The organism is Vibrio sp. McD22-P3 (genome assembly GCF_021568915.1).
Taxonomy (GTDB): Bacteria; Pseudomonadota; Gammaproteobacteria; order Enterobacterales; family Vibrionaceae; genus Vibrio; species Vibrio mediterranei.
This window is the reverse complement of the sequence record NZ_JAKGTN010000001.1, coordinates 202,904-223,196: the sequence shown is the minus strand read 5'-3', so window position 1 is coordinate 223,196 and position 20,293 is coordinate 202,904. Positions and strand designations below refer to the sequence as shown.

Here is a 20,293-nt window from a genome sequence, read left to right as displayed (position 1 = left end):
ATGAGTAAAGAAATTTTAGCGGTAGTAGAAGCAGTTTCTAACGAGAAAGCTGTTCCTCGTGAGCGTATTTTTGAAGCGCTAGAAATTGCGCTAGCAACATCAACGAAAAAGAAACACGAAATCGAAATTGATGTACGCGTAGCTATCGATCGTAAAACGGGTGAATTCGAAACATTCCGCCGTTGGATGGCAGTAGAAGAAGTTGAGTTCCCAACAAAAGAAATCTCAATTGAAGCAGCTCAATTCGATGATGAATCTATTCAGGTTGGTGACTTTGTAGAAGAAGAAATCGACTCTGTAACGTTTGACCGTATTACGACTCAAACTGCTAAACAAGTTATCGTGCAAAAAGTACGTGAAGCTGAGCGTGCACAAATCGTTGAGCAGTTCATTGATAACGAAGGCGATCTAGTGACTGGTGTGGTTAAGAAAGTTAACCGTGACACTATTATCCTAGACCTTGGTAACAACGCTGAAGCGGTTATTTTGCGCGATGATCAATTACCTCGTGAAAACTTCCGCCCGGGGGACCGTGTACGTGGTCTTCTATACAAAGTTGCACCAGAAGCTCGCGGTTTCCAACTATTCATTACTCGTTCTAAGCCTGAAATGCTTGCAGAGCTATTCCGTGTTGAAGTGCCGGAAATTGCAGAAGAGCTAATTGAACTTAAGGGCGCGGCTCGCGATCCTGGTTCTCGCGCTAAGATCGCCGTGAAAACTAACGACCGTCGTATTGACCCTGTGGGTGCGTGTGTTGGTATGCGTGGCGCGCGTGTTCAAGCTGTTTCTGGTGAACTTGGCGGTGAGCGTATCGATATCGTGCTTTGGGACGATAACCCAGCACAGTTTGTTATTAATGCAATGGCTCCAGCGGATGTTGCTTCTATCATCGTTGATGAAGACGCGCACTCTATGGATATCGCTGTTGAAGCAGACAACCTAGCACAAGCTATCGGTCGTAGCGGTCAAAACGTACGTCTAGCGTCTCAACTAACGGGTTGGGAACTGAACGTAATGACGGTTGCAGACCTACAGAAGAAACACCAAGAAGAAGCTATCGCTTCTATCGAAAACTTTATGAAGCACCTCGACATCGAGCAAGACTTTGCAGAAATGCTGGTTGAAGAAGGCTTCTCAACACTAGAAGAAGTGGCATATGTGCCAGTGAATGAGCTTCTAGAAATCGACGGCTTAAACGAAGAGCTTGTAGAAGAACTTCGTAGCCGTGCAAAAGATGCCCTAACTACACTTGCGCTTGCTCAAGAAGAGTCATTTGAAGGTGTTGAACCAGCAGAAGACCTACTAGCACTAGAAGGTCTTGAGCGTGAAATGGCATTTAAACTAGCTGCCAAAGGTGTAGCTACGCTTGAAGATCTTGCAGACCAAGGTGTAGACGAGTTAGAGGGTATTGAAGGGCTAACAGAAGAGCGCGCAGGCGAGCTAATCATGGCTGCACGTAACATCTGTTGGTTCGGCGACGAAGAATAATAATCAGCAAGGAGGTAGTTGCATGACAAAACTTACGGTTAAAGCACTTAGCGAAGAAATTGGTACGCCAGTGGATCGCCTAATTGAACAACTTGCTGATGCTGGTCTTAACAAATCAGAGAGCGATCAGGTGAATGATGAGGAGAAGCAAACGCTTCTTACTCACCTGAAAAAAGAACATGGTGATACATCGGGCGATGCTGAGCCTACACGTCTTACACTACAACGTAAGACTCGTAGCACGTTATCTGTTTCTGCAGGTGGCGGTAAAAGCAAAGATGTACAGGTAGAAGTGCGTAAGAAGCGCACTTATGTAAAACGCAGTGCGATCGACGAGCAAGCAAAACGTGAAGCTGAGGAAGCAGCAAATCGTGAGGCGGAAGAGCGTGCACAACGTGAAGCCGAAGAGCTAGCCAAACGTGAAGCTGCAGAAAAAGCACAGCGCGAAGCTGAAGAGAAAGCGAAGCGAGAAGCCGAAGAAAAACGTTTAGCTGAGGAAAAAGCAAAACGTGAAGCGGATGAGAAACGCAATGCAGAATCAACAGCAGAAAAGCGCGACGAAGCGGAAAAGGCTAAGAAACAAATGAACGCAAAGAATGCTGAAGCGAAGAAAGAAGCGGACGAGCTGAAGCGCCGTCAAGAAGAAGAGGCGCAACGCAAGGCAGAAGCTGAAGCGGCTCGTCTAGCAGAAGAAGCTCGTAAACTAGCTGAAGAAAATGCAGCTCGTTGGTCTGAGGAAGAGAAGAAGTCAAAAGACAGCGAAAAAGCTGACTATCACACAACGACTTCAACTTACGCTCGTGAAGCGGAAGACGCTCAAGACCGCAGCGAAGAGAAAGCACCTCGTCGTCGTAAGAAGAAATCTGCACAAGAGCGTGATGATTCACGTGGTGGTCGCGGTGGTCGTAACCAACGTGGCAAGAAAGGTAAGTTGGCTAAACCAACTTCTATGCAGCACGGCTTCGATAAGACAGCAACCGTTGCTAAGCAAGACGTTGTAATTGGTGAGACAATCGTGGTTTCTGAACTAGCTCAGAAGATGTCAGTTAAAGGCACTGAAGTCATCAAAGTGATGATGAAGATGGGTGCAATGGCGACAATCAACCAAGTGATTGACCAAGAGACAGCTCAACTTGTTGCTGAAGAAATGGGTCACAAAGTTGTTCTTCGTAAAGAGAACGAACTGGAAGAAGCAGTACTGTCTGATCGTGACGCAACGTCTGAAGCCGTATCTCGTGCGCCAGTTGTTACTATCATGGGTCACGTTGACCACGGTAAGACTTCAACACTTGACTACATTCGTCGTACACACGTTGCTTCTGGCGAAGCGGGTGGTATTACACAGCACATCGGTGCATACCACGTTGAAACTGAAAACGGTATGATCACCTTCCTTGATACTCCAGGACACGCGGCGTTTACTGCTATGCGTGCTCGTGGTGCTCAAGCGACAGATATCGTTGTTCTTGTAGTTGCTGCGGACGATGGCGTAATGCCGCAAACGGTTGAAGCTATCCAGCACGCGAAAGCAGCAGGTGTACCTCTAATCGTTGCTGTAAACAAGATCGATAAAGAAGACGCGAACCCAGATAACGTTAAGAACGAGCTGGCACAGTACGATGTTATTCCTGAAGAGTGGGGCGGTGAGAACATGTTCGTTCACATCTCTGCGAAACAAGGTACTAACATTGACGGTCTTCTAGAAGCTATCCTACTTCAATCAGAAGTACTTGAGCTAACAGCGGTTGCTGACGGCATGGCATCTGGTGTGGTTGTAGAATCATTCCTAGATAAAGGCCGTGGTCCAGTTGCTACAGTCCTAGTTCAATCTGGTACGCTACGTAAAGGCGACATCGTACTATGTGGTCAAGAATACGGCCGTGTGCGTGCAATGCGTGATGAACTAGGCAAAGAGGTAACAGAAGCTGGTCCTTCTATTCCTGTAGAAATCCTAGGTCTGTCTGGTGTGCCATCGTCAGGTGATGAAGCAACTGTAGTACGTGATGAGCGTAAAGCTCGTGAAGTAGCAAACTACCGTCAAGGTAAATTCCGTGACGTGAAACTTGCGCGTCAGCAAAAAGCGAAACTAGAAAACATGTTCTCTAACATGACAGCTGGTGATGTTGCTGAGCTTAACGTAGTACTGAAAGCAGACGTACAAGGTTCTGTAGAAGCAATTGCAGACTCGCTACTGAAACTGTCTACTGACGAAGTTAAAGTAAACATCGTAGGTTCTGGTGTTGGTGGTATTACAGAAACTGATGCAGTACTTGCAGCAGCATCTAACGCTATCATCCTAGGTTTCAACGTACGTGCTGACGCATCTGCTCGTCGTGCAGTTGAAACAGAAAACCTAGACCTTCGTTACTACTCAATCATTTACCAATTGATTGATGAAGTGAAACAAGCAATGGGCGGTATGCTTGCTCCTGAGTTCAAGCAAGAAATCATCGGCCTTGCAGAAGTACGTGACGTATTTAAGTCTCCAAAACTTGGCGCAATCGCTGGTTGTATGGTCACTGAAGGTACTATCAAGCGTAACAACCCAATCCGCGTACTGCGTGATAACGTTGTAATCTACGAAGGTGAGCTAGAATCTCTACGCCGCTTCAAAGATGACGTTCAAGAAGTTAAGAACGGTTACGAATGTGGTATCGGCGTTAAGAACTACAACGATGTTCGCGTTGGCGACCAAATCGAAGTATTCGAAATCGTTGAAATCAAACGTACTCTAGACTAATTGACAAAATCGTTACTCAGTTTTTAACTTGAGTATTGATGGTTGTTGAATACGCCATGGGGGGCTGGTTAATACCATCCCCCCATTCTTTCTATAGTGAGAAAAGAAATGTCAAAAGAATTTAGCCGCACACAACGTGTTGCGCAGCAACTACAAAAAGAGCTTGCTCTTATTCTTCAACGCGAAGTTCGTGACTCTCGCCTAGGTATGGTGACGATTTCAGACGTAGAAGTCTCTCGTGACCTCGCATACGCAAAAGTATTCGTTACTTTCCTATGTGTTGGTGAACAGACTCCAGAATCGAGCCTAGCAGCCCTTCGTGAACACGAAGCTCACATTCGCATGATGCTAGGTAAGCGCATTCGCCTACGCCTAACACCGGAAGTACGCTTCCACTATGACAACACGCTTGTCGAAGGTATGCGTATGTCTAACCTAGTGAGTGAAGTGGTTAACGAAGATAAGCGTAAGCAAGACGAAGCAGGTCGCAGCGAAGAAAACGGTGCAGAGGGAGAAGAGCAGTAATGGCTAGACGTCGCAAGGGACGTCCAGTCAACGGCGTTATCCTTCTAGATAAACCTACCGGAATCTCATCGAATGATGCTCTGCAAAAAGTAAAGCGCATCTACTTCGCTGAGAAAGCAGGGCACACTGGCGCACTTGACCCATTAGCAACTGGCATGTTGCCAATTTGCTTGGGCGAAGCAACTAAGTTTTCTCAATTCTTGTTAGATTCAGACAAGCGCTACCGTGTTATCGCTAAACTTGGTGAGCGTACCAATACCTCTGACTCTGATGGTGAAGTGGTAGAAACTCGCGATATCAATGTAACACCTGAGCTTCTTGATGAGTGCATAGACAAGTTCCGTGGTGAATCTGATCAAGTGCCGTCAATGTTCTCTGCACTGAAATACCAAGGTAAGCCACTATATGAGTACGCTCGTCAAGGTATCGAAGTTCCTCGTGAAGCGCGCAAAATTACCGTGTATGAAATTGTCCTACATCGCTTTGAAGGTGATGAAGTAGAGATGGAAGTACATTGCTCGAAAGGCACTTACATCCGCACTATCGTCGATGACCTCGGTGAAATGTTAGGCTGTGGTGCGCACGTAACTATGCTACGTCGTACTGCTGTTGCTAAGTATCCTTATGAGAACATGGTGACCCTAGAGCAGCTTAACGAGTTATTTGAGCAGGCAAAGCGAGAAGAGCGTCAGCCGCGCGAGTTGCTTGATCCACTGCTAATGCCAATGGACAGCGCAGTACAAGATCTTCAAGAAGTGAATGTATCACCTGAGCTTGGTGACTTGCTTCAGCATGGTCAGCCAGTGCAGGTTTCAGGCTTACCAGTCGATGCACCAGTACGCATGACCATGGGTGAAGAGCGTTTATTCATCGGCGTTGGCGCTATGAATGACGATGCTAAGCTTGCACCCAAGCGACTCGTTGTTTTCCGTGAGGAAGAAAGTGCTCAATAGAGCCATGAATACTCCTTGCTCTAGCTAGAATTATTCCCTATAATTCGCGCTTCGCGTAGCGGCTGAATCAGAGATTGGCTGCTACAACTTTTAAACTTACTCTTATTAGGAGAGAATTATGTCTCTGAATGCAGAAACTAAAGCAGCAATCGTTGCAGAATACGCACAAGGCGAAGGCGACACTGGTTCACCAGAAGTTCAAGTAGCTCTACTTACAGCTTCTATCAACCACCTACAAGGTCACTTCAAAGCACACAAAGGCGATCACCACAGCCGTCGTGGTCTTCTACGTATGGTTTCTCGTCGTCGTAAGCTTCTAGATTACCTAAAAGGTAAAAACCTAGCTCGCTACCAAGACCTAATCAAACGTCTAGGCCTACGTCGCTAATCAGCGTCTGCATAGAAAGTTTGTTAAAAGGGGCTATATGCCCCTTTTTTGTTAGCTAAATTTCTTAGTTAATAGCAAAACTTCCACTAAGTAGTTTATACTACGTCCCGTCTAAACTGAGTTGTGAAGAGCAAGCACGTTTAGTCACAATTTGTTCAGTACATTACAGTCCATTTAGTCGACCTCAGGGTCGCGACTATTCCAAGCACACTTACTTTTTTCAAGTGAAGTTTGTTTGAACTAGTCGCGATTTGTAATGCATTGAGCGCACAATCAAATGATCTGGACTCGCTCCAGAAAAAAGGAAATACAATGTTCGAAAAACCAGTTGTTAAGTCGTTCCAATACGGCAACCACACTGTGACGCTAGAAACAGGCGTTATCGCACGTCAAGCTACTGCAGCTGTAATGGTAACAATGGACGATACGTCAGTATTCGTTTCTGTTGTTGGTAAAAAAGAAGCAGTAGAAGGTCAAGACTTCTTCCCACTAACAGTAAACTACCAAGAGCGTACTTACGCGGCAGGTAAAATCCCAGGTGGTTTCTTCAAGCGTGAAGGTCGTCCTTCTGAAGGCGAAACACTGACTGCACGTCTAATCGACCGTCCAATTCGTCCACTATTCCCAGACGCATTCAAAAACGAAGTTCAGGTTATCGCGACAGTAATGTCTGTAAACCCGAACGTTCAACCAGACATGGTAACAATGATCGGTACTTCAGCTGCTCTTGCTATCTCTGGTATCCCGTTCAACGGTCCTATCGGTGCTGCACGTGTTGGTCACATTGACGGTCAACTAGTACTAAACCCAAGCAACACTGAGCTAGAAAACTCTAAACTAGACCTAGTTGTTGCGGGTACTGAAGGCGCTGTTCTTATGGTTGAGTCTGAAGCAGACAACCTAACAGAAGAAGAGATGCTATCAGCAGTGGTTTACGGCCACGACCAACAGCAAGTTGTTATCAAAGCAATCAACGAGTTTGCAGCAGAAGTTGCTACTCCAGCTTGGGATTGGGTTGCTCCAGAAGAGAACACGGCTCTTAACAACCGCATCGCTGAGCTAGCAGAAACTAAGCTTGTTGAAGCGTACCAAATCACTGAGAAGATGGCTCGTTACGACCGCATTCACGCGATTGCAGCAGAAGTGAACGATGTTCTTCTTGCTGAAGATCCAGAAGCGAACACGAAAGAAATCCACACTATCTTCCACGACCTAGAGAAGACAGTTGTACGTCGCAGCATCATCGCGGGTAACCCACGTATCGATGGCCGTGAAAAAGACATGGTTCGTGCACTAGACGTGCGCACTGGCGTTCTTCCACGTACTCACGGTTCTTCACTGTTCACTCGTGGTGAAACGCAGGCAATCGTAACTGCGACTCTTGGTACGCAGCGTGATGCTCAAATCATCGATGAGCTAACAGGTGAGCGTAAAGATCACTTCCTACTGCACTACAACTTCCCTCCATACTGTGTTGGCGAAACTGGTTTTGTAGGTTCTCCAAAGCGTCGTGAAATCGGTCACGGTAAATTGGCTAAGCGCGGTATCGCAGCAGTAATGCCTTCTGTTGAAGAATTCCCATACACAGTACGTGTTGTATCGGAAATCACTGAATCTAACGGTTCATCTTCAATGGCATCTGTATGTGGTACGTCTCTAGCGCTTATGGATGCTGGTGTTCCAATCAAGTCTTCTGTTGCGGGTATCGCAATGGGTCTTGTTAAAGAAGGCGACGATTTCGTTGTTCTTTCTGACATCCTTGGTGACGAAGACCACCTAGGTGACATGGACTTTAAAGTAGCAGGTACTAACACTGGTATCACTGCACTTCAGATGGACATCAAGATCGAAGGTATCACTAAAGAGATCATGCAAATTGCTCTTAACCAAGCGCAAGGTGCACGTAAGCACATCCTTTCTGTAATGGATGAAGCTATCTCTGGTGCTCGTGAAGAGATCTCTGAGTTCGCTCCACGTATCCACACAATGAAGATCAGCGCAGACAAGATCAAAGACGTTATCGGTAAAGGTGGCGCGGTTATCCGTCAGCTAACAGAAGAAACTGGTACGACTATCGAGATCGAAGATGATGGTACTATCAAGATCGCTGCAACTGACGGTGACCAAGCGAAAGATGCGATCGCTCGTATCGAAGCTATCACTGCAGAAGTTGAAGTGGGTAAGATCTACACGGGTAAAGTTGCTCGTCTAGCAGACTTCGGTGCATTCGTAACGGTTCTTCCTGGCAAAGATGGTCTAGTACACATCTCTCAAATCGCTCATGAGCGTGTTGAGAAAGTGACTGACTACCTAAAAGAAGGTCAAGAAGTTCAAGTTAAAGTACTTGAAATTGACCGCCAAGGTCGTGTACGCCTAAGCATGAAAGAAGCAATGGAAAAGCCTGAAGCGAAAGCGCCAGCAGCGGATGAAAATTCAGCGTCTGACGCAGAATAATTCGCTTTTCTAGACCATTACGTTAAAAAGCGTGCTATAAAGAGGGGGCAATAGCCCCCTTTTTTAATGCGCGAAGGATAATTCCCGCTACTACGCATTACGCTGTGCAACTATAACGATACTTTAAATGTTGCCAATAATAGCGACGCCATAGTGGGTACAAGGAGAATGATATAGTGAAGTTGTTTCGAATCTTAGGATTAAGCTTAGTGGTGGCAGTGACTGGTTGTGCTACCAACTCGTCAACACAAGATGAACAATGGTTGAACCCACCAATGGCTGTGCCATTACAGGCAAATGTTCAATACGAAGTTCAAGTCGCCCGATTGACACAGCTTCTGCAGCGCAGTGACCTTGAGAATGACGTCAGAGCAAAAATGCACTTCGAGCGAGGTTCTTATTACAACAGCCTCGGATTACGTGACTTGGCTCAGTTAGACTTTAATCAGTCATTACAACTTAACCCTGCGCAACCTGTCGTTTTTAACCAAGTGGGACAGTACTTCACCCAAATTGGCGATTTTGACTCTGCGTATGAAGCCTTCGATTCGAGTTTAGAGCTTGATCCTTCAAACTCTTATGCATTAAGAAACCGTTCTATTGCGCTTTACTATGGTGATCGTATCCCATTAGCGATTGAGGGCATGACGCGTTATTACCAAGAGAACCCTGCCGATCCGTATCGTGCACTTTGGCTCTACATCATTTCTCGTGAGGCAGGTCCACTAGATGCCGCTATTGCACTAGAGAAGCGCTACCAAGCGCGTAATAATGATTGGGGCTGGATCCTGGTTGCGTTGATGTTAGATAAAGTCTCTGAAGAACAAGCGTTTAAAGCGATTCTTGCTAGCAGCCGAGACAATAACGTGTTAGCGGAAAGACTCACTGAAGTCTACTTCTACTTGGCAAAACGTCATCAAATCGATGGCAATTATCCAGCAGCTGTCTCTCTATATAAACTGGCCATCGCCCAGAATGTCTACGATTATGCCGAGCATAAGTACGCATTTCTTGAGTTAACTAAAATCTTTGAAATTGTGAGAGCACAACAAGCAGAGCAGGCTAAGCAAGAAGCTAAGCAAGCAGCAGAGAGCACCACCGACTCACTGTAATGTGAACTTTTCACAATCATCGCTAAAAAAACACCAGCCTAGCGCTGGTGTTTTTTTAGCCGTTGACTCTAGTTCTAATTTAGCTAAACTAGTTAGCTATGCTAATTAATAGTTAATATGAATGACTATAGAAACTAATTTAGAGAAGATGGAGCGGCTGACGTCGAAAGTATGGCGTAGCTACAGCAAAGAAGACCCACTAGGGCACTTGAGCTTCAATGAATACGATTATTTAAAAGCAATACAATCTTCAGCAGAGCCGATTCGATTAACCGATCTGGCAAAAGAACTAGAGGTGTCCAAACCCTCAGCAACCAATATGGTAAAAAGACTTGAGCGTAAAGGTTTGGTGAAGCGATTATCGTGTACCGAAGACGCGCGTTCAAAGCGAGTGACCTTGACGGAGAAATCACGATTACCGCTAATGTCGGAAGCTGAGATATACAGTGTGGTAGCGGAAAAACTGCGGGCACATTTAGACGAGCAGGAGTTCGCCTTGCTTGACACGTTATTGACCAAAGCACTGAGATAAAAATTTAAGGATTTAGTTAGCTAAGATAACTAACTATTTGGATGATATGACTGAGAAATCAATCTATAAACAATTCTGGCGCTATGCCATTCCGACCGTTGCGGCTATGTTGGTTAATGGTCTTTACCAAGTGGTCGATGGCATCTTTATTGGACAATATATGGGAGGGGATGGCCTAGCCGGCATTAACCTCGCGTGGCCAATTATCGGTACGATTCTTGGTCTAGGTATGATGGTCGGCGTGGGCACTGGTGCGCTGGCCTCGATTAAACAAGGCGAAGGTAAGCTTACAGATGCTAAGAATGCTCTGGCTACTGGATTAATTGCGCTTGTGGCCTTAAGCCCTGTTATCGCTGTGATTTTATGGCAATACTCAGATGTATTTCTAAGCATTCAAGGTGCTAAAGGGCGAGTACATGACTTGGCTATGCAGTACTTGGACATCTTGATTATTGGTGGTGTGTTTACTCTGGGCTCGATAGCAGTGCCATTTTTGCTACGTAATGATGATAGTCCTAACACCGCTACTATGTTGATGGTACTGGGGGCCATTATTAATATTGCCTTGGACTATTGGTTTATCGCGGTTCTTGATTGGGAGTTGCGTGGTGCCGCGTTAGCGACAGCGATTGCTCAAGCGGTAGTGACACTGCTAGGTTTTGCCTACTTCTTCTCAGGTCGAGCTAAGATGCGCTTATCGTTAGCCGATCTTAAGTTCCAATTTAGTATGCTGCCATCAATCATATCTATTGGTTTGGCGAGTTTCTTTATGTATGCCTATGGCTCGTTTATGGTCGCGCTACACAATGGATTGTTTGCTGATTATGGTTCGGTAACCTTAGTGGGAGCCTATGCAATATTGGGTTATATCGTCGCGTTTTACTATCTTGTGGCTGAGGGACTGGCGAATGCTATGCAGCCATTACTGAGCTATAACTATGGTGCGAGAAGACAAGATAATATGCGCAAGCTATTTAACATTGCGACTTTGAGTGCGGTATTAGGTGGTGCCATTTTTGTCACTGTGCTAAACCTGTTCCCATATCAAACAGTATCAATCTTTAACTCGAGTGAGCCATTGCTGATTGAGCACACCGTAAACGGGATTCGTCTCCACTTATTCTCAATGTTCTTAGATGGCTTTATCGTGGTGGCTGCTGCGTACTATCAAGCGATCAGTCATAGTCGCAAAGCGTTGTTCGTGACGCTGGGTAATATGTTGGTTCAGTTGCCATTCTTGTACATTATGCCCAAGCTATGGGGAGTGGATGGTATTTGGGTTGCGTACCCACTTTCTAACATCGCGATCAGCTTGGTAGTCGGTGTGATGATATGGCGTGACATTAGTAAGCTTGATAGAACGGCTTTAAAGCCGGTCACGGCATAATAAAAAAGACCTCGCGTATCAGCGAGGTCTTTTTATTTAAAGTCGGGGACTAAATCTGCTTGATATCTAGCCCAGCGATTTGATGCCAGTAGCCGTTACATTGCCTATCCAATATTTTGGCCGGTTGTGTGCCATCTTCGTTCGCTTTAAAGCGATCAACTTCAGCGAAGGTATCCAACCCTAGCGGGCTAAGCCTGACCACATCTACCAAACCTTGCATAGATTTCAGGTCATTGATCAGGTTGTATTGGTAACCAGATTGAGTCTGAATACCATTGAGATTAAAGACTGACTGACCTTCTTGGCTCTCCACTTGAAGACCCGTTGGATACTTAATACAGCAAGTTTCGCAATCGTCTTTTGCTCGGTTCTCTGCACGAGCAGTAAAGCAGCGTGCGGAATAAGCTAGCGGTAGATAACCGTGACTAAAGACCTCTACCTCAAATTGATCGCGGATACCAATATTGTCGGCTTGCTCTAGAGCGTTGCTTAACCACTCACGCGATAACTCAACAGGCATACACCAGCGAATCATGCCTTGTTTGGCAAATAGCTTCAGTGTGTGGGCATTGTAGGTATTAACGGCAGGACCAACAACAAATGGAACTTTGTGTTCACTTGCTAGTTGAATCGCTGAGACATCATTGGCTTCGATCGCAAAGTCACCATTATCGATGTACTTTTTCATGATGTTAACTTCGCTTGGTGCTTCTAGCAGTGCCATTGTTGACAGAACTACCTGCTTGCCTGCTAGATTTAGCTCCTTAGCGATATCTAACCAGTGTGCTGGTTTCATCTCTCTGCGTTTTGAGCACACGGTTTCTCCAAGGTACACGATATCTGCGGAGCTCGATTTAGCTTGCTCATAGAAACTTTCAACGTCTTGTTTTGGCCAAAAGTACAGTAATGGGCCTAATGCGTATTTCATAAGTTGCTCCTTACTGCCATTTTCTATGGTAGGCACCCAATGTGGTTTGGGTTCCTTCAGAGACATTTGCCAAGGCTTGATCCCAGGTTGGTTTCACTTGATAGTTCTCAGGGTTACGTTGATACGCATCGATGGCTTCACGCCAAGTTCGAGTGACTTGTTCAACGTAAGCTGGACTGCGCTGACGTCCTTCAATTTTCACTGACGCGACATTAGCGGCGAACAGTTCAGGAAGCATAGACAAAGTGTTCAAACTGGTTGGCTCTTCAAGTGCATGGTAGCGCTTACGCTCTCCTTCTATTTCGGCTTCAAAGCGGCCTTTGCAGAGTGTCGGATAGCCTGCATTTTCGCCCTGAGCGTAGCGGTCAATAAGAATGTCATTTAGACGAGACTCTAATCCTTGCTCTGTTTCTTGCCAGCGCACGTATTTCGCTGGAGAACACGCACCAACCGTATTAGGAGATTCACCGGTCAAGTAGGACGACAAATAGCAGCGCCCTTCAGACATAATACAAAGACTGCCGAACGCGAATACTTCAAGCTCGACATCAGAGGTAATGTTTCTAGACAGTTGTTTTACCTGATGAATAGACAGCACTCGAGGTAATACAACGCGCTTTACATTAAAGTTTTTATGGTAGAAGTCTACAGCAGCTACATTGGTTGCGGAGGATTGTACTGAGAGGTGTAACTCTAGCTCTGGATACTTATTGGCAGCGTAATCCAATACAGCAATATCGGCGACAATCAATGCATCGACACCAAGATCGGCAGCTTGGTCGACTGCATTAGTCCAGCGCTCAAAGCCATTAGGGTGTGCGAAGGTATTCAACGCGATATGTAGCTTTTTATTGCGATCGTGAACATATTGAGCCGCACGCTCCAGTTTCTTTCCCGTAAAGTTCAGACCAGCGAAATGACGCGCGTTGGTATCATCTTTGAAACCGATGTAAACCGCATCTGCACCGCAATCAATTGCAGTTTTAAGAGCAGGTAAATTCCCTGCTGGGCATAAGAGTTCCATATGCTCATTACCATATTTCTGACAGTAGCCCGCATTTTATGAACAATTATGAACAGCGAATTTGATGTAAGGCAGGTTTACCTTAATAAACACGTAATTAACACCAAAGAGGTAACGTTTATATGGTCAATTTCGATGACGACGGTTTTGCGCAAATAGTGCTTCGACTTCGTGCTTAGGCTGTGGTCGGTGGAAGTGGAAGCCTTGAATGGAGTTACAGTTAAGATTGGAGAGCAGTGTTGCTTGGTGGCGTGTCTCCACACCTTCGGCGACCACAGAGAGATTGAGTGATTTACCGAGGTTGATGATGTTTTCGATAACGGTGAGCTGTTTTGGTAGTGTATCGATATCCATGATAAAGGCACGGTCGATTTTTAGTTCATCTATTGGAAAGTGCGCTAAGTAGGATAGCGAAGAGTATCCTGTACCGAAGTCGTCAATAGACAACGCAAAGCCGAGTTTCTTAATGGCATCGAGCATTTGCAATGTGTGTTCACTGTTGCTCATTACCGCACTTTCAGTGAGCTCGAACGTGATACAGCTCGGATCCAGTCCTGTGCTGCGTAATAAGCGCTCCATATAATCGATAAGCTTAGGGTTGCCAAATTGTTCTGGAGACAAGTTGATCGCCACGCGACCTGGTAAGATACCTTGTAGTTTCCAGCGTTTGACGGTATTGAACACATCACGCATGACCACGCGGCCAAGGCTTTCGATCAGTCCTGCTTGTTCTGCCACTGGGATGAACGAAGCCGGGCTTATATACCCTTCGACGGGGTGCTTCCATCGAACTAGCGCTTCTGCACCGTTGATACTAAAGTCACGGGCATTGACCTTGGGTTGATACCATACTTCCAAGCCATTTTGCTGTAGCGCTTTTTGCAGTTCTATTTCCAACCAAAGGCGCATGCGCGCTTCTTTGTTCATTTGGTCATTGAACTTAACGAGACGGTTCCTACCTCTGGCTTTGGCTTCATACATGGCCGTATCGGCATTTTGCAGCAGGATACGCGCATCATTTCCATCGTTTGGGTAATGAACACTGCCAATGGAGCAAGCAAGGCGTTTGCTGAAGTGGTGTAAATCGAAAGGTTGGTTGATGAGACCAATGATTTTCTCAGCCAACATTTCTACCGTGCTGTTGCTTTCCGGCTCTGGGAGAATAATCCCAAACTCATCACCGCCTAAATGGGCCAGGACCGATTGTTGAGGAAGATGACGCTTCAGTCTAGAAGATACCTCCTGAATCACTCGGTCGCCAATGTGATGCCCTAAAGAGTCATTGATGTTCTTAAAGTTATCAATGTCGAGGTACAGCATGACGAGCGGAGTTTTATCTTGAATAAAATGATCCAAGCAACGGGTGAAACCTAGTCGGTTGTACAGCTTCGTCAGAGTATCAATGTTGACGTCTTCATTGCTGTTTTGAGCCACTGGGTTTGGCTTTTCGTCCATATCTTGAATTAGGACTAAGTGAGCGCTATTGCCAAACAGATTAGCGTCATCGACATGCAGTGACAGTCGGCGCTGCGTTCCGCAGTACTCACTGGTCAAAAAGTGCAGTGGTGTGCCGTTAACGATATTGGCTAAATCGAGTTGCACACGATTGTTATTTTTCTCGTTACTTAGTAAGCGATTTAACGACTCACCTAGTAAATCGGTACTTTTTGCGTAACCAAATAGACGTGCAGACGCAGGGTTGGCCGATAAAATACAATCGTCTTCAACCAGAATTAATCCATCTGGGATAAGCTGAGAAAGTTTGAGGAATTTGCTTTCTGATTCTTCGAGAGAGCGGGTTAGGATCTGTTTTTCGGATGTGTCGATGGCATGGAATACGATATATTCGATGACGCCGTCATTGAGAATTGGCGACACACTGAAATGCAGGCTGGATTCGACATCTGACTCATCGAGTGTCACTTCGGCTTCAATCGACTCGCCTTGTAGCGCTCGATCGTAATAGGGTTTTAACTGGTTATAAAAACGCTCACCTAGTATTTGCAAGTCATTCATGCCAACTAAGTCGCTGTGTGTTAACCCTGCCACATCACAATAACGGTCGTTGACCATACAGTAATGATGTTCGTCATCCAAAATAGCAAAAAAGAAGGGGCTATTGGATGTTAACTTAGCAAAGTATTCCTTTAACATTTTGGATGACATCAATGTACTACCAGTTCTCCGGAGAGCTTATATATCAGTAACCCCAACACTATAACTGTGATTTATCAGTTAGAAAAGGGCAAAGGCGAAAGCAAAAAATTTTTGATGCACAACAGGATTTTTTTTGTACTAATGCCGTATTATTAGCCTTCTGAACTACAAATTAACGGAAAAACCGCGTGTTAGACAAGATTCGAAGTCAACTAGTTAAAAACGCAGCACAAATTTTGCGATCTCCAGTCCACTTTCTGCCAACTAAAATCCAGAATAGAGCTTTGCTTGAAGGACTAAAAACCGTTTTTAAAGAAGCACTTGAGGACGGTGACTTTGAATTTCTCGAAGAAAAATGGTTAAAAGTTCATATTCGTGATCTAAACCTCAGTTGGTATATTTCTTACAGCGATGAACAGCTGGTGGTTTCTGAAACTGTCGAGCAGGAAGATGTCAGTTTTAGCGGTAATTTAAATGACTTAGTGTTGATTGCGGGTCGTAAAGAAGACCCAGATACTTTATTCTTCCAACGCCGCTTGAGTATTGAAGGTGATACCGAGTTAGGCCTAGAAGTGAAGAACTTGATGGATAGCGTTGATCTTGACGCATTACCGAAACCAATGCTTTCAGCATTGACTCATTTAGCGGATTTTGTTCAGAAAGGCATGCAGCCTGCAACAAATCCTAACGAGGTAGCGAATGCTTATTCGAACTGAAGCGCCGGCCGATATACTTGCCATTGACCGATTACTCAAATCGGTATTTGATACGGATGCAGAAGCCAATTTAGTGATGGCACTGAGAGAAAATGGTCGTCTAACGTTATCTTTGGTAGCGTGCTCTGATGAAGGTGAAGTCATTGGGCATCTGTTGTTTACACCTGTCACTATCGATGGCGACGACTTGTCATGGCAAGGTTTAGCACCGCTAGCGGTTGCCAAGGAGCATCAGGGGCAAGGAGTGGCATCTGCACTCGTTGAAGAGGCATTCACCACTTTACCTGAGTTCGGCTATCCCGCTTGTGTGGTGCTTGGAGACCCAAGCTATTACGGACGATTCCAGTTTTCTGCTGCAGCTGACTATGATCTTCATTGTCAGTGGGAAGTACCAGAAGGCGCATTCCAAGTTCGTTCATTGACGGAAGATTCGGTGGCCGAACAGCTTGCGGGCCGTAAAGGGTTGGTGGATTACTGCCCTGAGTTTAACGGTCTGTAATAGCGTTCAAAGTGAAATATCAAGCCTAGCGCTGTGTCATCACCGCTAGGCTTTGTTTTATCCGCACTTTGCTTTATCCGCACGTTGATATCTTGGTAATCAAATAGAGCTCTGCTAAACTGCGCGTCATTATGACGGCGAATTACTTGGCGCAAATCAATCATGCAAGACAGCATAAAACTACAGTTAATGGGCGTTCAAACATGGGAACTAACTCACCCTGAGCGTATTCCTGTGCGTAGTAGCCCTTCGTTGTCACTTCGGCCTGACTGTCGACTCTTGTTTGTGTCATCAGTAAAGCCGCAAGGCGATAATGTGCTGTTCTATCAGAAAATCCTTAAAGCGATGAAGTTGGATCTTAGTGATACGCTACATATTGCTCCAGAACAATTACTTAGTCTTGATGGTCAACATATACCAGAATGGATATGGTTTACTGGAGAAGAACAGGCAAATGAGCGCTTTGCTCAATTAACGCAACAGTATCAATTCACCTCGTCCCCGAAAAAACTCGTTTCTCCGCAACTGTCTAACATTGATGGTAATGATATGGAAAGACGTGCACTTTGGAATCAAATCCGCAGCTATGGCTAATCTTACCTTTGCAATCATGGATACTGAGCACTTAGATGCCATCTTATCCATAGAAAATATGGCACACTCCCATCCATGGAAAGCCCCTATGATTACCGAATTGAATGGCCGCGGAGCTTTCAATTATGTGCTATTGGCTGACGAACGCGTTGTTGGCTACTTTTATGCACAGAACATTGTAGGTGAAGTTTCGTTGCTTAATATTGCGGTCTCACCGAGCGAGCAAGGCAAAGGCTACGGTAGGGCATTGCTGAATCACTTTTTAGAACAGTGTGAATCTCGTGAAGCAGAAAGTGCTTGGCTAGAGGTTCGAGAAAGTAACCAAGCCGCAGTTTCTTTGTATCTTGATGAAGGGTTTAATGAAGTTGACAGACGTCGTGATTATTACCCATCAGACCAAGGTCGAGAAGACGCTGTTATCATGAGTTATTATTTTTTATTCTCAAGTTAATTCTGCTGTCTATTTCTAAATCACGAGGGTAGTGACCTATCCGCATGGCCCTCTATAAAGCAAGGTAATCTAGTCGTTCTGTAAATAGGTTACATTACCCGTAGTTACTTCGATAAAAAATCGATTTCCTCATACTTCCTATTAGTTATTGATAACAATAGGAATAGAAAATGAAACACTTCTCTATAGTTTCTGCTGCCTTACTGAGTGTTACTAGCGCTCAAGTAATGGCAGATGAGGCACAAGTGAATGATCCTGCCGATGTAACCCGTCCCCAAACCTATCTTAAAGTTGATTCTGGCGCCAAAGGTAAAGATGGTATGACTCGCCTACAGTTAAACATGGCGGGTTCATACAGCGAAGATATTGGCTATTTAGGCCAGTTCGAAACAGACTTTCAAACTAATCTGGATGCGCAGCAAGGCAAATCTAAAGACTTTGGTTTGTCGCGTATTCGAGGTCGTTATTTTCAAGTGCACGCAACGGGCTTAGAGGTACTCCCAGAAATAGGTTTCTCATTGGACTACATCAGCTATGGCTCTAACTGGGTAGCTAAGAACTCAGGCACAGAGCAAACTGCTGCTATTGGTGCCGTGGCTAAAGTGATTACGCCATTTGAAAATTGGGTCTCTTATCCAAATTTGGCTGTAATGAAGAATGAGTACGACAATGGTCGCTCAGAAAATGGCTGGCAAGCGAATTGGTTTAACTCTTTCTATCTAACTGAAAAAGGGTCTTACATCACAGTAAACCCACAGTACGCTAACTATAACAATGCTATCGGTAAGAACGAACAATCTCTTGAATTGAACTTTGAAGGTGGTATTCCACTTACCAATGACGGCAGCATCTGGGGTAACGTGACCTATTCTGAACACTTCTTTAAAGCGGCAGGTGAATCGCGCATGAAACACTTAGACGGTAACCGAGAAGTTCGCATTGGTGCGACTTGGTTCTTCTAATCTCATCGCTTTACTCAGTTTAAGGCACGGAAGCCTTTATTCATCCTCTCTAATTGTTTCTTACTTTTTTCTCCGTGTTACTGGATCGATTCCAGTTAATAACTCAACAGCTGTTATCGGTCGAGATAGAGTGCGTTTTGACTTTATACCCACGTTACTCAGCTCGTTTAATCTCAATGTGAAAAATAGAAGAGAGGCCAATAATGAAAGTGCCATTTCAGCTAACAGATAGAGTTGTTGTCATTATTGGCGGCACCTCTGGTATCGGAGAGGCGATTGCTCAGCGTTTTAGCTCTGCAGGCGCCAAGCTGGTCATTGCTGGAGTTAATGCATCAGACAAAGAATTGCAGTCACTAGAAGCCCTCTATATTCATGCGGACGTGACGGATGAGTTGTCACTGAGTGAACTGATGGCTATTACCTTTGAGAAATTTGGCAAAATCGACGTGTTAGTGAATTGCGCAGGTTCGACTAATGGTTACAGCACCATAGTGGAGTCTAAAAAAGATGAGTATGAAGCCAATTTTTCCGTCAACGCACTAGGGACAGCATTGTCGATGAAGCATGCAGTGCCCTATATGCCTAAAGGCAGCAGTATCATCAATATTGCCTCGGTGTCAGGAACTCAGGGTGTGCCTTATCTTGGCGCGTTAGCTAGTTCAAAGTGGGCAGTGCTTGGCATTACTCAAACGGCGGCTTTGGAGCTTGGCAGTAAACAGATTCGTGTTAATGCCGTTTGTCCCACCTCTGTCGATACCCCTCGTGCTTATGCCAAAGGTGGCGAACCTCAACTGAGAATGGAGAGACGTTCGATCCCGATGGGAAGAATTGCTCAGCCTGAAGAAGTGGCGGCCGTTGTCCACTTCTTGGCCTCTGAAGACAGCAGCTTTGTTAATGGTCAATCTATCGGGGTGGACGGTGGCTTTAGCGCAGGTATGAGTATTGAAGCCTACAACCAACTTGCGCAGTAATTGAGAGCAAATAATGAAAAAACACATTCAAATCACTTTAGCATTACTATTATCAGCCAGCTTTAACAGCTACGCTTACTACTGTGACCAAACCGCGGAAGGTACCATAGTAGGTGCCGTGGATGGGGCAATAACCGGTGCCATCGTTGGTGGTATTGTTGATGGTGGCGAAGGCGCGAAAACTGGTGCAGTTATTGGTGGTGGCGCTGGGGCAGTCGGTGGGGCTATCGATGGCGCTTATTACGAGGGCGCTTGTGAGATGGCAACTGACGCTATTGTTGAAGATGAGATCATCGCTGAAGAGTATATTGCTGAGGAATATATCGAAGAAGAATACATTGCCGAAGAAATCGTGGAAGAAGAGATTATCGAAGAGGAAATGTATGATGATTATTACGATTAGAATCTAAAT

19 protein-coding genes are annotated in these 20,293 nt (G+C 45.3%); 16 read left to right on the top strand and 3 right to left on the bottom strand.

The features are described 5' to 3' along the window. The 9 genes from nusA to L2W36_RS00975 all read left to right on the top strand — a co-directional run bounded on the left by nusA (position 1) and on the right by L2W36_RS00975 (position 11,579). Complete coding sequence (gene nusA / locus L2W36_RS01015) at positions 1-1,488, top strand: transcription termination factor NusA (protein ID WP_006072040.1); 1,488 nt, start codon at positions 1-3, stop codon at positions 1,486-1,488. A gap of 22 nt (positions 1,489-1,510) precedes the next feature. Then, a complete protein-coding gene (gene infB, locus L2W36_RS01010) occupies positions 1,511-4,228 on the top strand; it encodes a translation initiation factor IF-2 (RefSeq protein ID WP_171388989.1) in 2,718 nt (905 codons plus the stop codon). Between the two features lie 108 nt (positions 4,229-4,336). Further along, complete coding sequence (gene rbfA, locus L2W36_RS01005; protein ID WP_006072035.1) at positions 4,337-4,753, top strand: 30S ribosome-binding factor RbfA; 417 nt, start codon at positions 4,337-4,339, stop codon at positions 4,751-4,753. Further along, a complete protein-coding gene (gene truB / locus L2W36_RS01000; RefSeq protein ID WP_038225493.1) occupies positions 4,753-5,706 on the top strand; it encodes a tRNA pseudouridine(55) synthase TruB in 954 nt (317 codons plus the stop codon). The genes rbfA and truB overlap by 1 nt, the downstream gene beginning before the upstream one ends. A 118-nt stretch (positions 5,707-5,824) precedes the next feature. After that, positions 5,825-6,094, top strand: a complete 270-nt coding sequence (gene rpsO / locus L2W36_RS00995; RefSeq protein ID WP_005380094.1) for a 30S ribosomal protein S15 — start codon at positions 5,825-5,827, stop codon at positions 6,092-6,094. 312 nt (positions 6,095-6,406) lie between these two features. Continuing rightward, on the top strand, positions 6,407-8,548 hold the full coding sequence (gene pnp / locus L2W36_RS00990) for a polyribonucleotide nucleotidyltransferase (RefSeq protein WP_236109127.1): 2,142 nt from the start codon (positions 6,407-6,409) through the stop codon (positions 8,546-8,548). Positions 8,549-8,724: 176 nt separating this feature from the next. Continuing rightward, on the top strand, positions 8,725-9,660 hold the full coding sequence (gene nlpI / locus L2W36_RS00985) for a lipoprotein NlpI (RefSeq protein WP_124940661.1): 936 nt from the start codon (positions 8,725-8,727) through the stop codon (positions 9,658-9,660). A gap of 121 nt (positions 9,661-9,781) precedes the next feature. Further along, on the top strand, positions 9,782-10,192 hold the full coding sequence (locus L2W36_RS00980; protein ID WP_031494136.1) for a MarR family winged helix-turn-helix transcriptional regulator: 411 nt from the start codon (positions 9,782-9,784) through the stop codon (positions 10,190-10,192). A 46-nt stretch (positions 10,193-10,238) separates the two neighbouring features. Next, positions 10,239-11,579: an MATE family efflux transporter gene (locus L2W36_RS00975; protein WP_124940662.1), complete on the top strand. Its 1,341-nt coding sequence runs from the start codon at positions 10,239-10,241 to the stop codon at positions 11,577-11,579. Positions 11,580-11,628: 49 nt separating this feature from the next. On the opposite strand, the gene L2W36_RS00970 is transcribed toward L2W36_RS00975, so the two are convergent. The 3 genes from L2W36_RS00970 to L2W36_RS00960 form a co-directional block, all read right to left on the bottom strand. Then, the gene (locus L2W36_RS00970) at positions 11,629-12,507 is read right to left on the bottom strand and encodes a U32 family peptidase (protein ID WP_031494832.1); all 879 of its coding nucleotides are present in this window, start codon (positions 12,505-12,507) and stop codon (positions 11,629-11,631) included. 10 nt (positions 12,508-12,517) lie between these two features. Further along, positions 12,518-13,531: a ubiquinone anaerobic biosynthesis protein UbiU gene (gene ubiU / locus L2W36_RS00965; RefSeq protein WP_236109126.1), complete on the bottom strand. Its 1,014-nt coding sequence runs from the start codon at positions 13,529-13,531 to the stop codon at positions 12,518-12,520. Positions 13,532-13,657: 126 nt separating this feature from the next. After that, complete coding sequence (locus tag L2W36_RS00960; protein ID WP_006072012.1) at positions 13,658-15,697, bottom strand: sensor domain-containing protein; 2,040 nt, start codon at positions 15,695-15,697, stop codon at positions 13,658-13,660. Positions 15,698-15,876: 179 nt separating this feature from the next. Here L2W36_RS00960 and ubiT point away from each other — a divergent pair, with 179 nt between their 5' ends. From ubiT to L2W36_RS00925, 7 genes are all read left to right on the top strand, one after another. Then, positions 15,877-16,404 (top strand): ubiquinone anaerobic biosynthesis accessory factor UbiT, encoded by a 528-nt coding sequence (gene ubiT / locus L2W36_RS00955; protein ID WP_006072010.1) that lies wholly within the window; start codon positions 15,877-15,879, stop codon positions 16,402-16,404. Continuing rightward, positions 16,388-16,903 (top strand): GNAT family N-acetyltransferase, encoded by a 516-nt coding sequence (locus L2W36_RS00950; RefSeq protein ID WP_006072009.1) that lies wholly within the window; start codon positions 16,388-16,390, stop codon positions 16,901-16,903. Before ubiT ends, L2W36_RS00950 begins: the two co-directional genes overlap by 17 nt. A gap of 162 nt (positions 16,904-17,065) precedes the next feature. Continuing rightward, positions 17,066-17,497 (top strand): DNA polymerase III subunit psi, encoded by a 432-nt coding sequence (locus L2W36_RS00945; protein ID WP_236109125.1) that lies wholly within the window; start codon positions 17,066-17,068, stop codon positions 17,495-17,497. Further along, the gene (gene rimI, locus L2W36_RS00940; protein WP_236109124.1) at positions 17,490-17,948 is read left to right on the top strand and encodes a ribosomal protein S18-alanine N-acetyltransferase; all 459 of its coding nucleotides are present in this window, start codon (positions 17,490-17,492) and stop codon (positions 17,946-17,948) included. The genes L2W36_RS00945 and rimI overlap by 8 nt, the downstream gene beginning before the upstream one ends. A 170-nt stretch (positions 17,949-18,118) precedes the next feature. Next, positions 18,119-18,910 carry a hypothetical protein gene (locus L2W36_RS00935; protein WP_236109123.1) on the top strand — a complete coding sequence of 264 codons (792 nt, stop codon included), beginning with the start codon at positions 18,119-18,121 and terminating at the stop codon, positions 18,908-18,910. 203 nt (positions 18,911-19,113) lie between these two features. Beyond that, complete coding sequence (locus L2W36_RS00930; protein ID WP_236109122.1) at positions 19,114-19,881, top strand: SDR family NAD(P)-dependent oxidoreductase; 768 nt, start codon at positions 19,114-19,116, stop codon at positions 19,879-19,881. 13 nt (positions 19,882-19,894) lie between these two features. Continuing rightward, a complete protein-coding gene (locus L2W36_RS00925; protein ID WP_038167341.1) occupies positions 19,895-20,284 on the top strand; it encodes a hypothetical protein in 390 nt (129 codons plus the stop codon). The last annotated feature ends 9 nt before the right edge of the window (positions 20,285-20,293 follow it).

Excerpts from the sequence above, each read along its gene's own strand:
- L2W36_RS00950 (WP_006072009.1), top strand. The coding sequence starts at position 16,388 with ATGCTTATTCGAACTGAAGCGCCGGCCGATATACTTGCCATTGACCGA.
- L2W36_RS00925 (WP_038167341.1), top strand. The coding sequence starts at position 19,895 with ATGAAAAAACACATTCAAATCACTTTAGCATTACTATTATCAGCCAGC.
- rbfA (WP_006072035.1), top strand. The coding sequence starts at position 4,337 with ATGTCAAAAGAATTTAGCCGCACACAACGTGTTGCGCAGCAACTACAA.
- L2W36_RS00935 (WP_236109123.1), top strand. The coding sequence starts at position 18,119 with ATGAAACACTTCTCTATAGTTTCTGCTGCCTTACTGAGTGTTACTAGC.
- L2W36_RS00945 (WP_236109125.1), top strand. The coding sequence starts at position 17,066 with ATGCAAGACAGCATAAAACTACAGTTAATGGGCGTTCAAACATGGGAA.
- truB (WP_038225493.1), top strand. The coding sequence starts at position 4,753 with ATGGCTAGACGTCGCAAGGGACGTCCAGTCAACGGCGTTATCCTTCTA.
- infB (WP_171388989.1), top strand. The coding sequence starts at position 1,511 with ATGACAAAACTTACGGTTAAAGCACTTAGCGAAGAAATTGGTACGCCA.
- L2W36_RS00930 (WP_236109122.1), top strand. The coding sequence starts at position 19,114 with ATGAAAGTGCCATTTCAGCTAACAGATAGAGTTGTTGTCATTATTGGC.
- L2W36_RS00970 (WP_031494832.1), bottom strand. The coding sequence starts at position 12,507 with ATGAAATACGCATTAGGCCCATTACTGTACTTTTGGCCAAAACAAGAC.
- L2W36_RS00980 (WP_031494136.1), top strand. The coding sequence starts at position 9,782 with ATGACTATAGAAACTAATTTAGAGAAGATGGAGCGGCTGACGTCGAAA.
- pnp (WP_236109127.1), top strand. The coding sequence starts at position 6,407 with ATGTTCGAAAAACCAGTTGTTAAGTCGTTCCAATACGGCAACCACACT.
- L2W36_RS00975 (WP_124940662.1), top strand. The coding sequence starts at position 10,239 with ATGACTGAGAAATCAATCTATAAACAATTCTGGCGCTATGCCATTCCG.
- L2W36_RS00960 (WP_006072012.1), bottom strand. The coding sequence starts at position 15,697 with ATGTCATCCAAAATGTTAAAGGAATACTTTGCTAAGTTAACATCCAAT.
- nusA (WP_006072040.1), top strand. The coding sequence starts at position 1 with ATGAGTAAAGAAATTTTAGCGGTAGTAGAAGCAGTTTCTAACGAGAAA.
- rimI (WP_236109124.1), top strand. The coding sequence starts at position 17,490 with ATGGCTAATCTTACCTTTGCAATCATGGATACTGAGCACTTAGATGCC.
- ubiU (WP_236109126.1), bottom strand. The coding sequence starts at position 13,531 with ATGGAACTCTTATGCCCAGCAGGGAATTTACCTGCTCTTAAAACTGCA.
- rpsO (WP_005380094.1), top strand. The coding sequence starts at position 5,825 with ATGTCTCTGAATGCAGAAACTAAAGCAGCAATCGTTGCAGAATACGCA.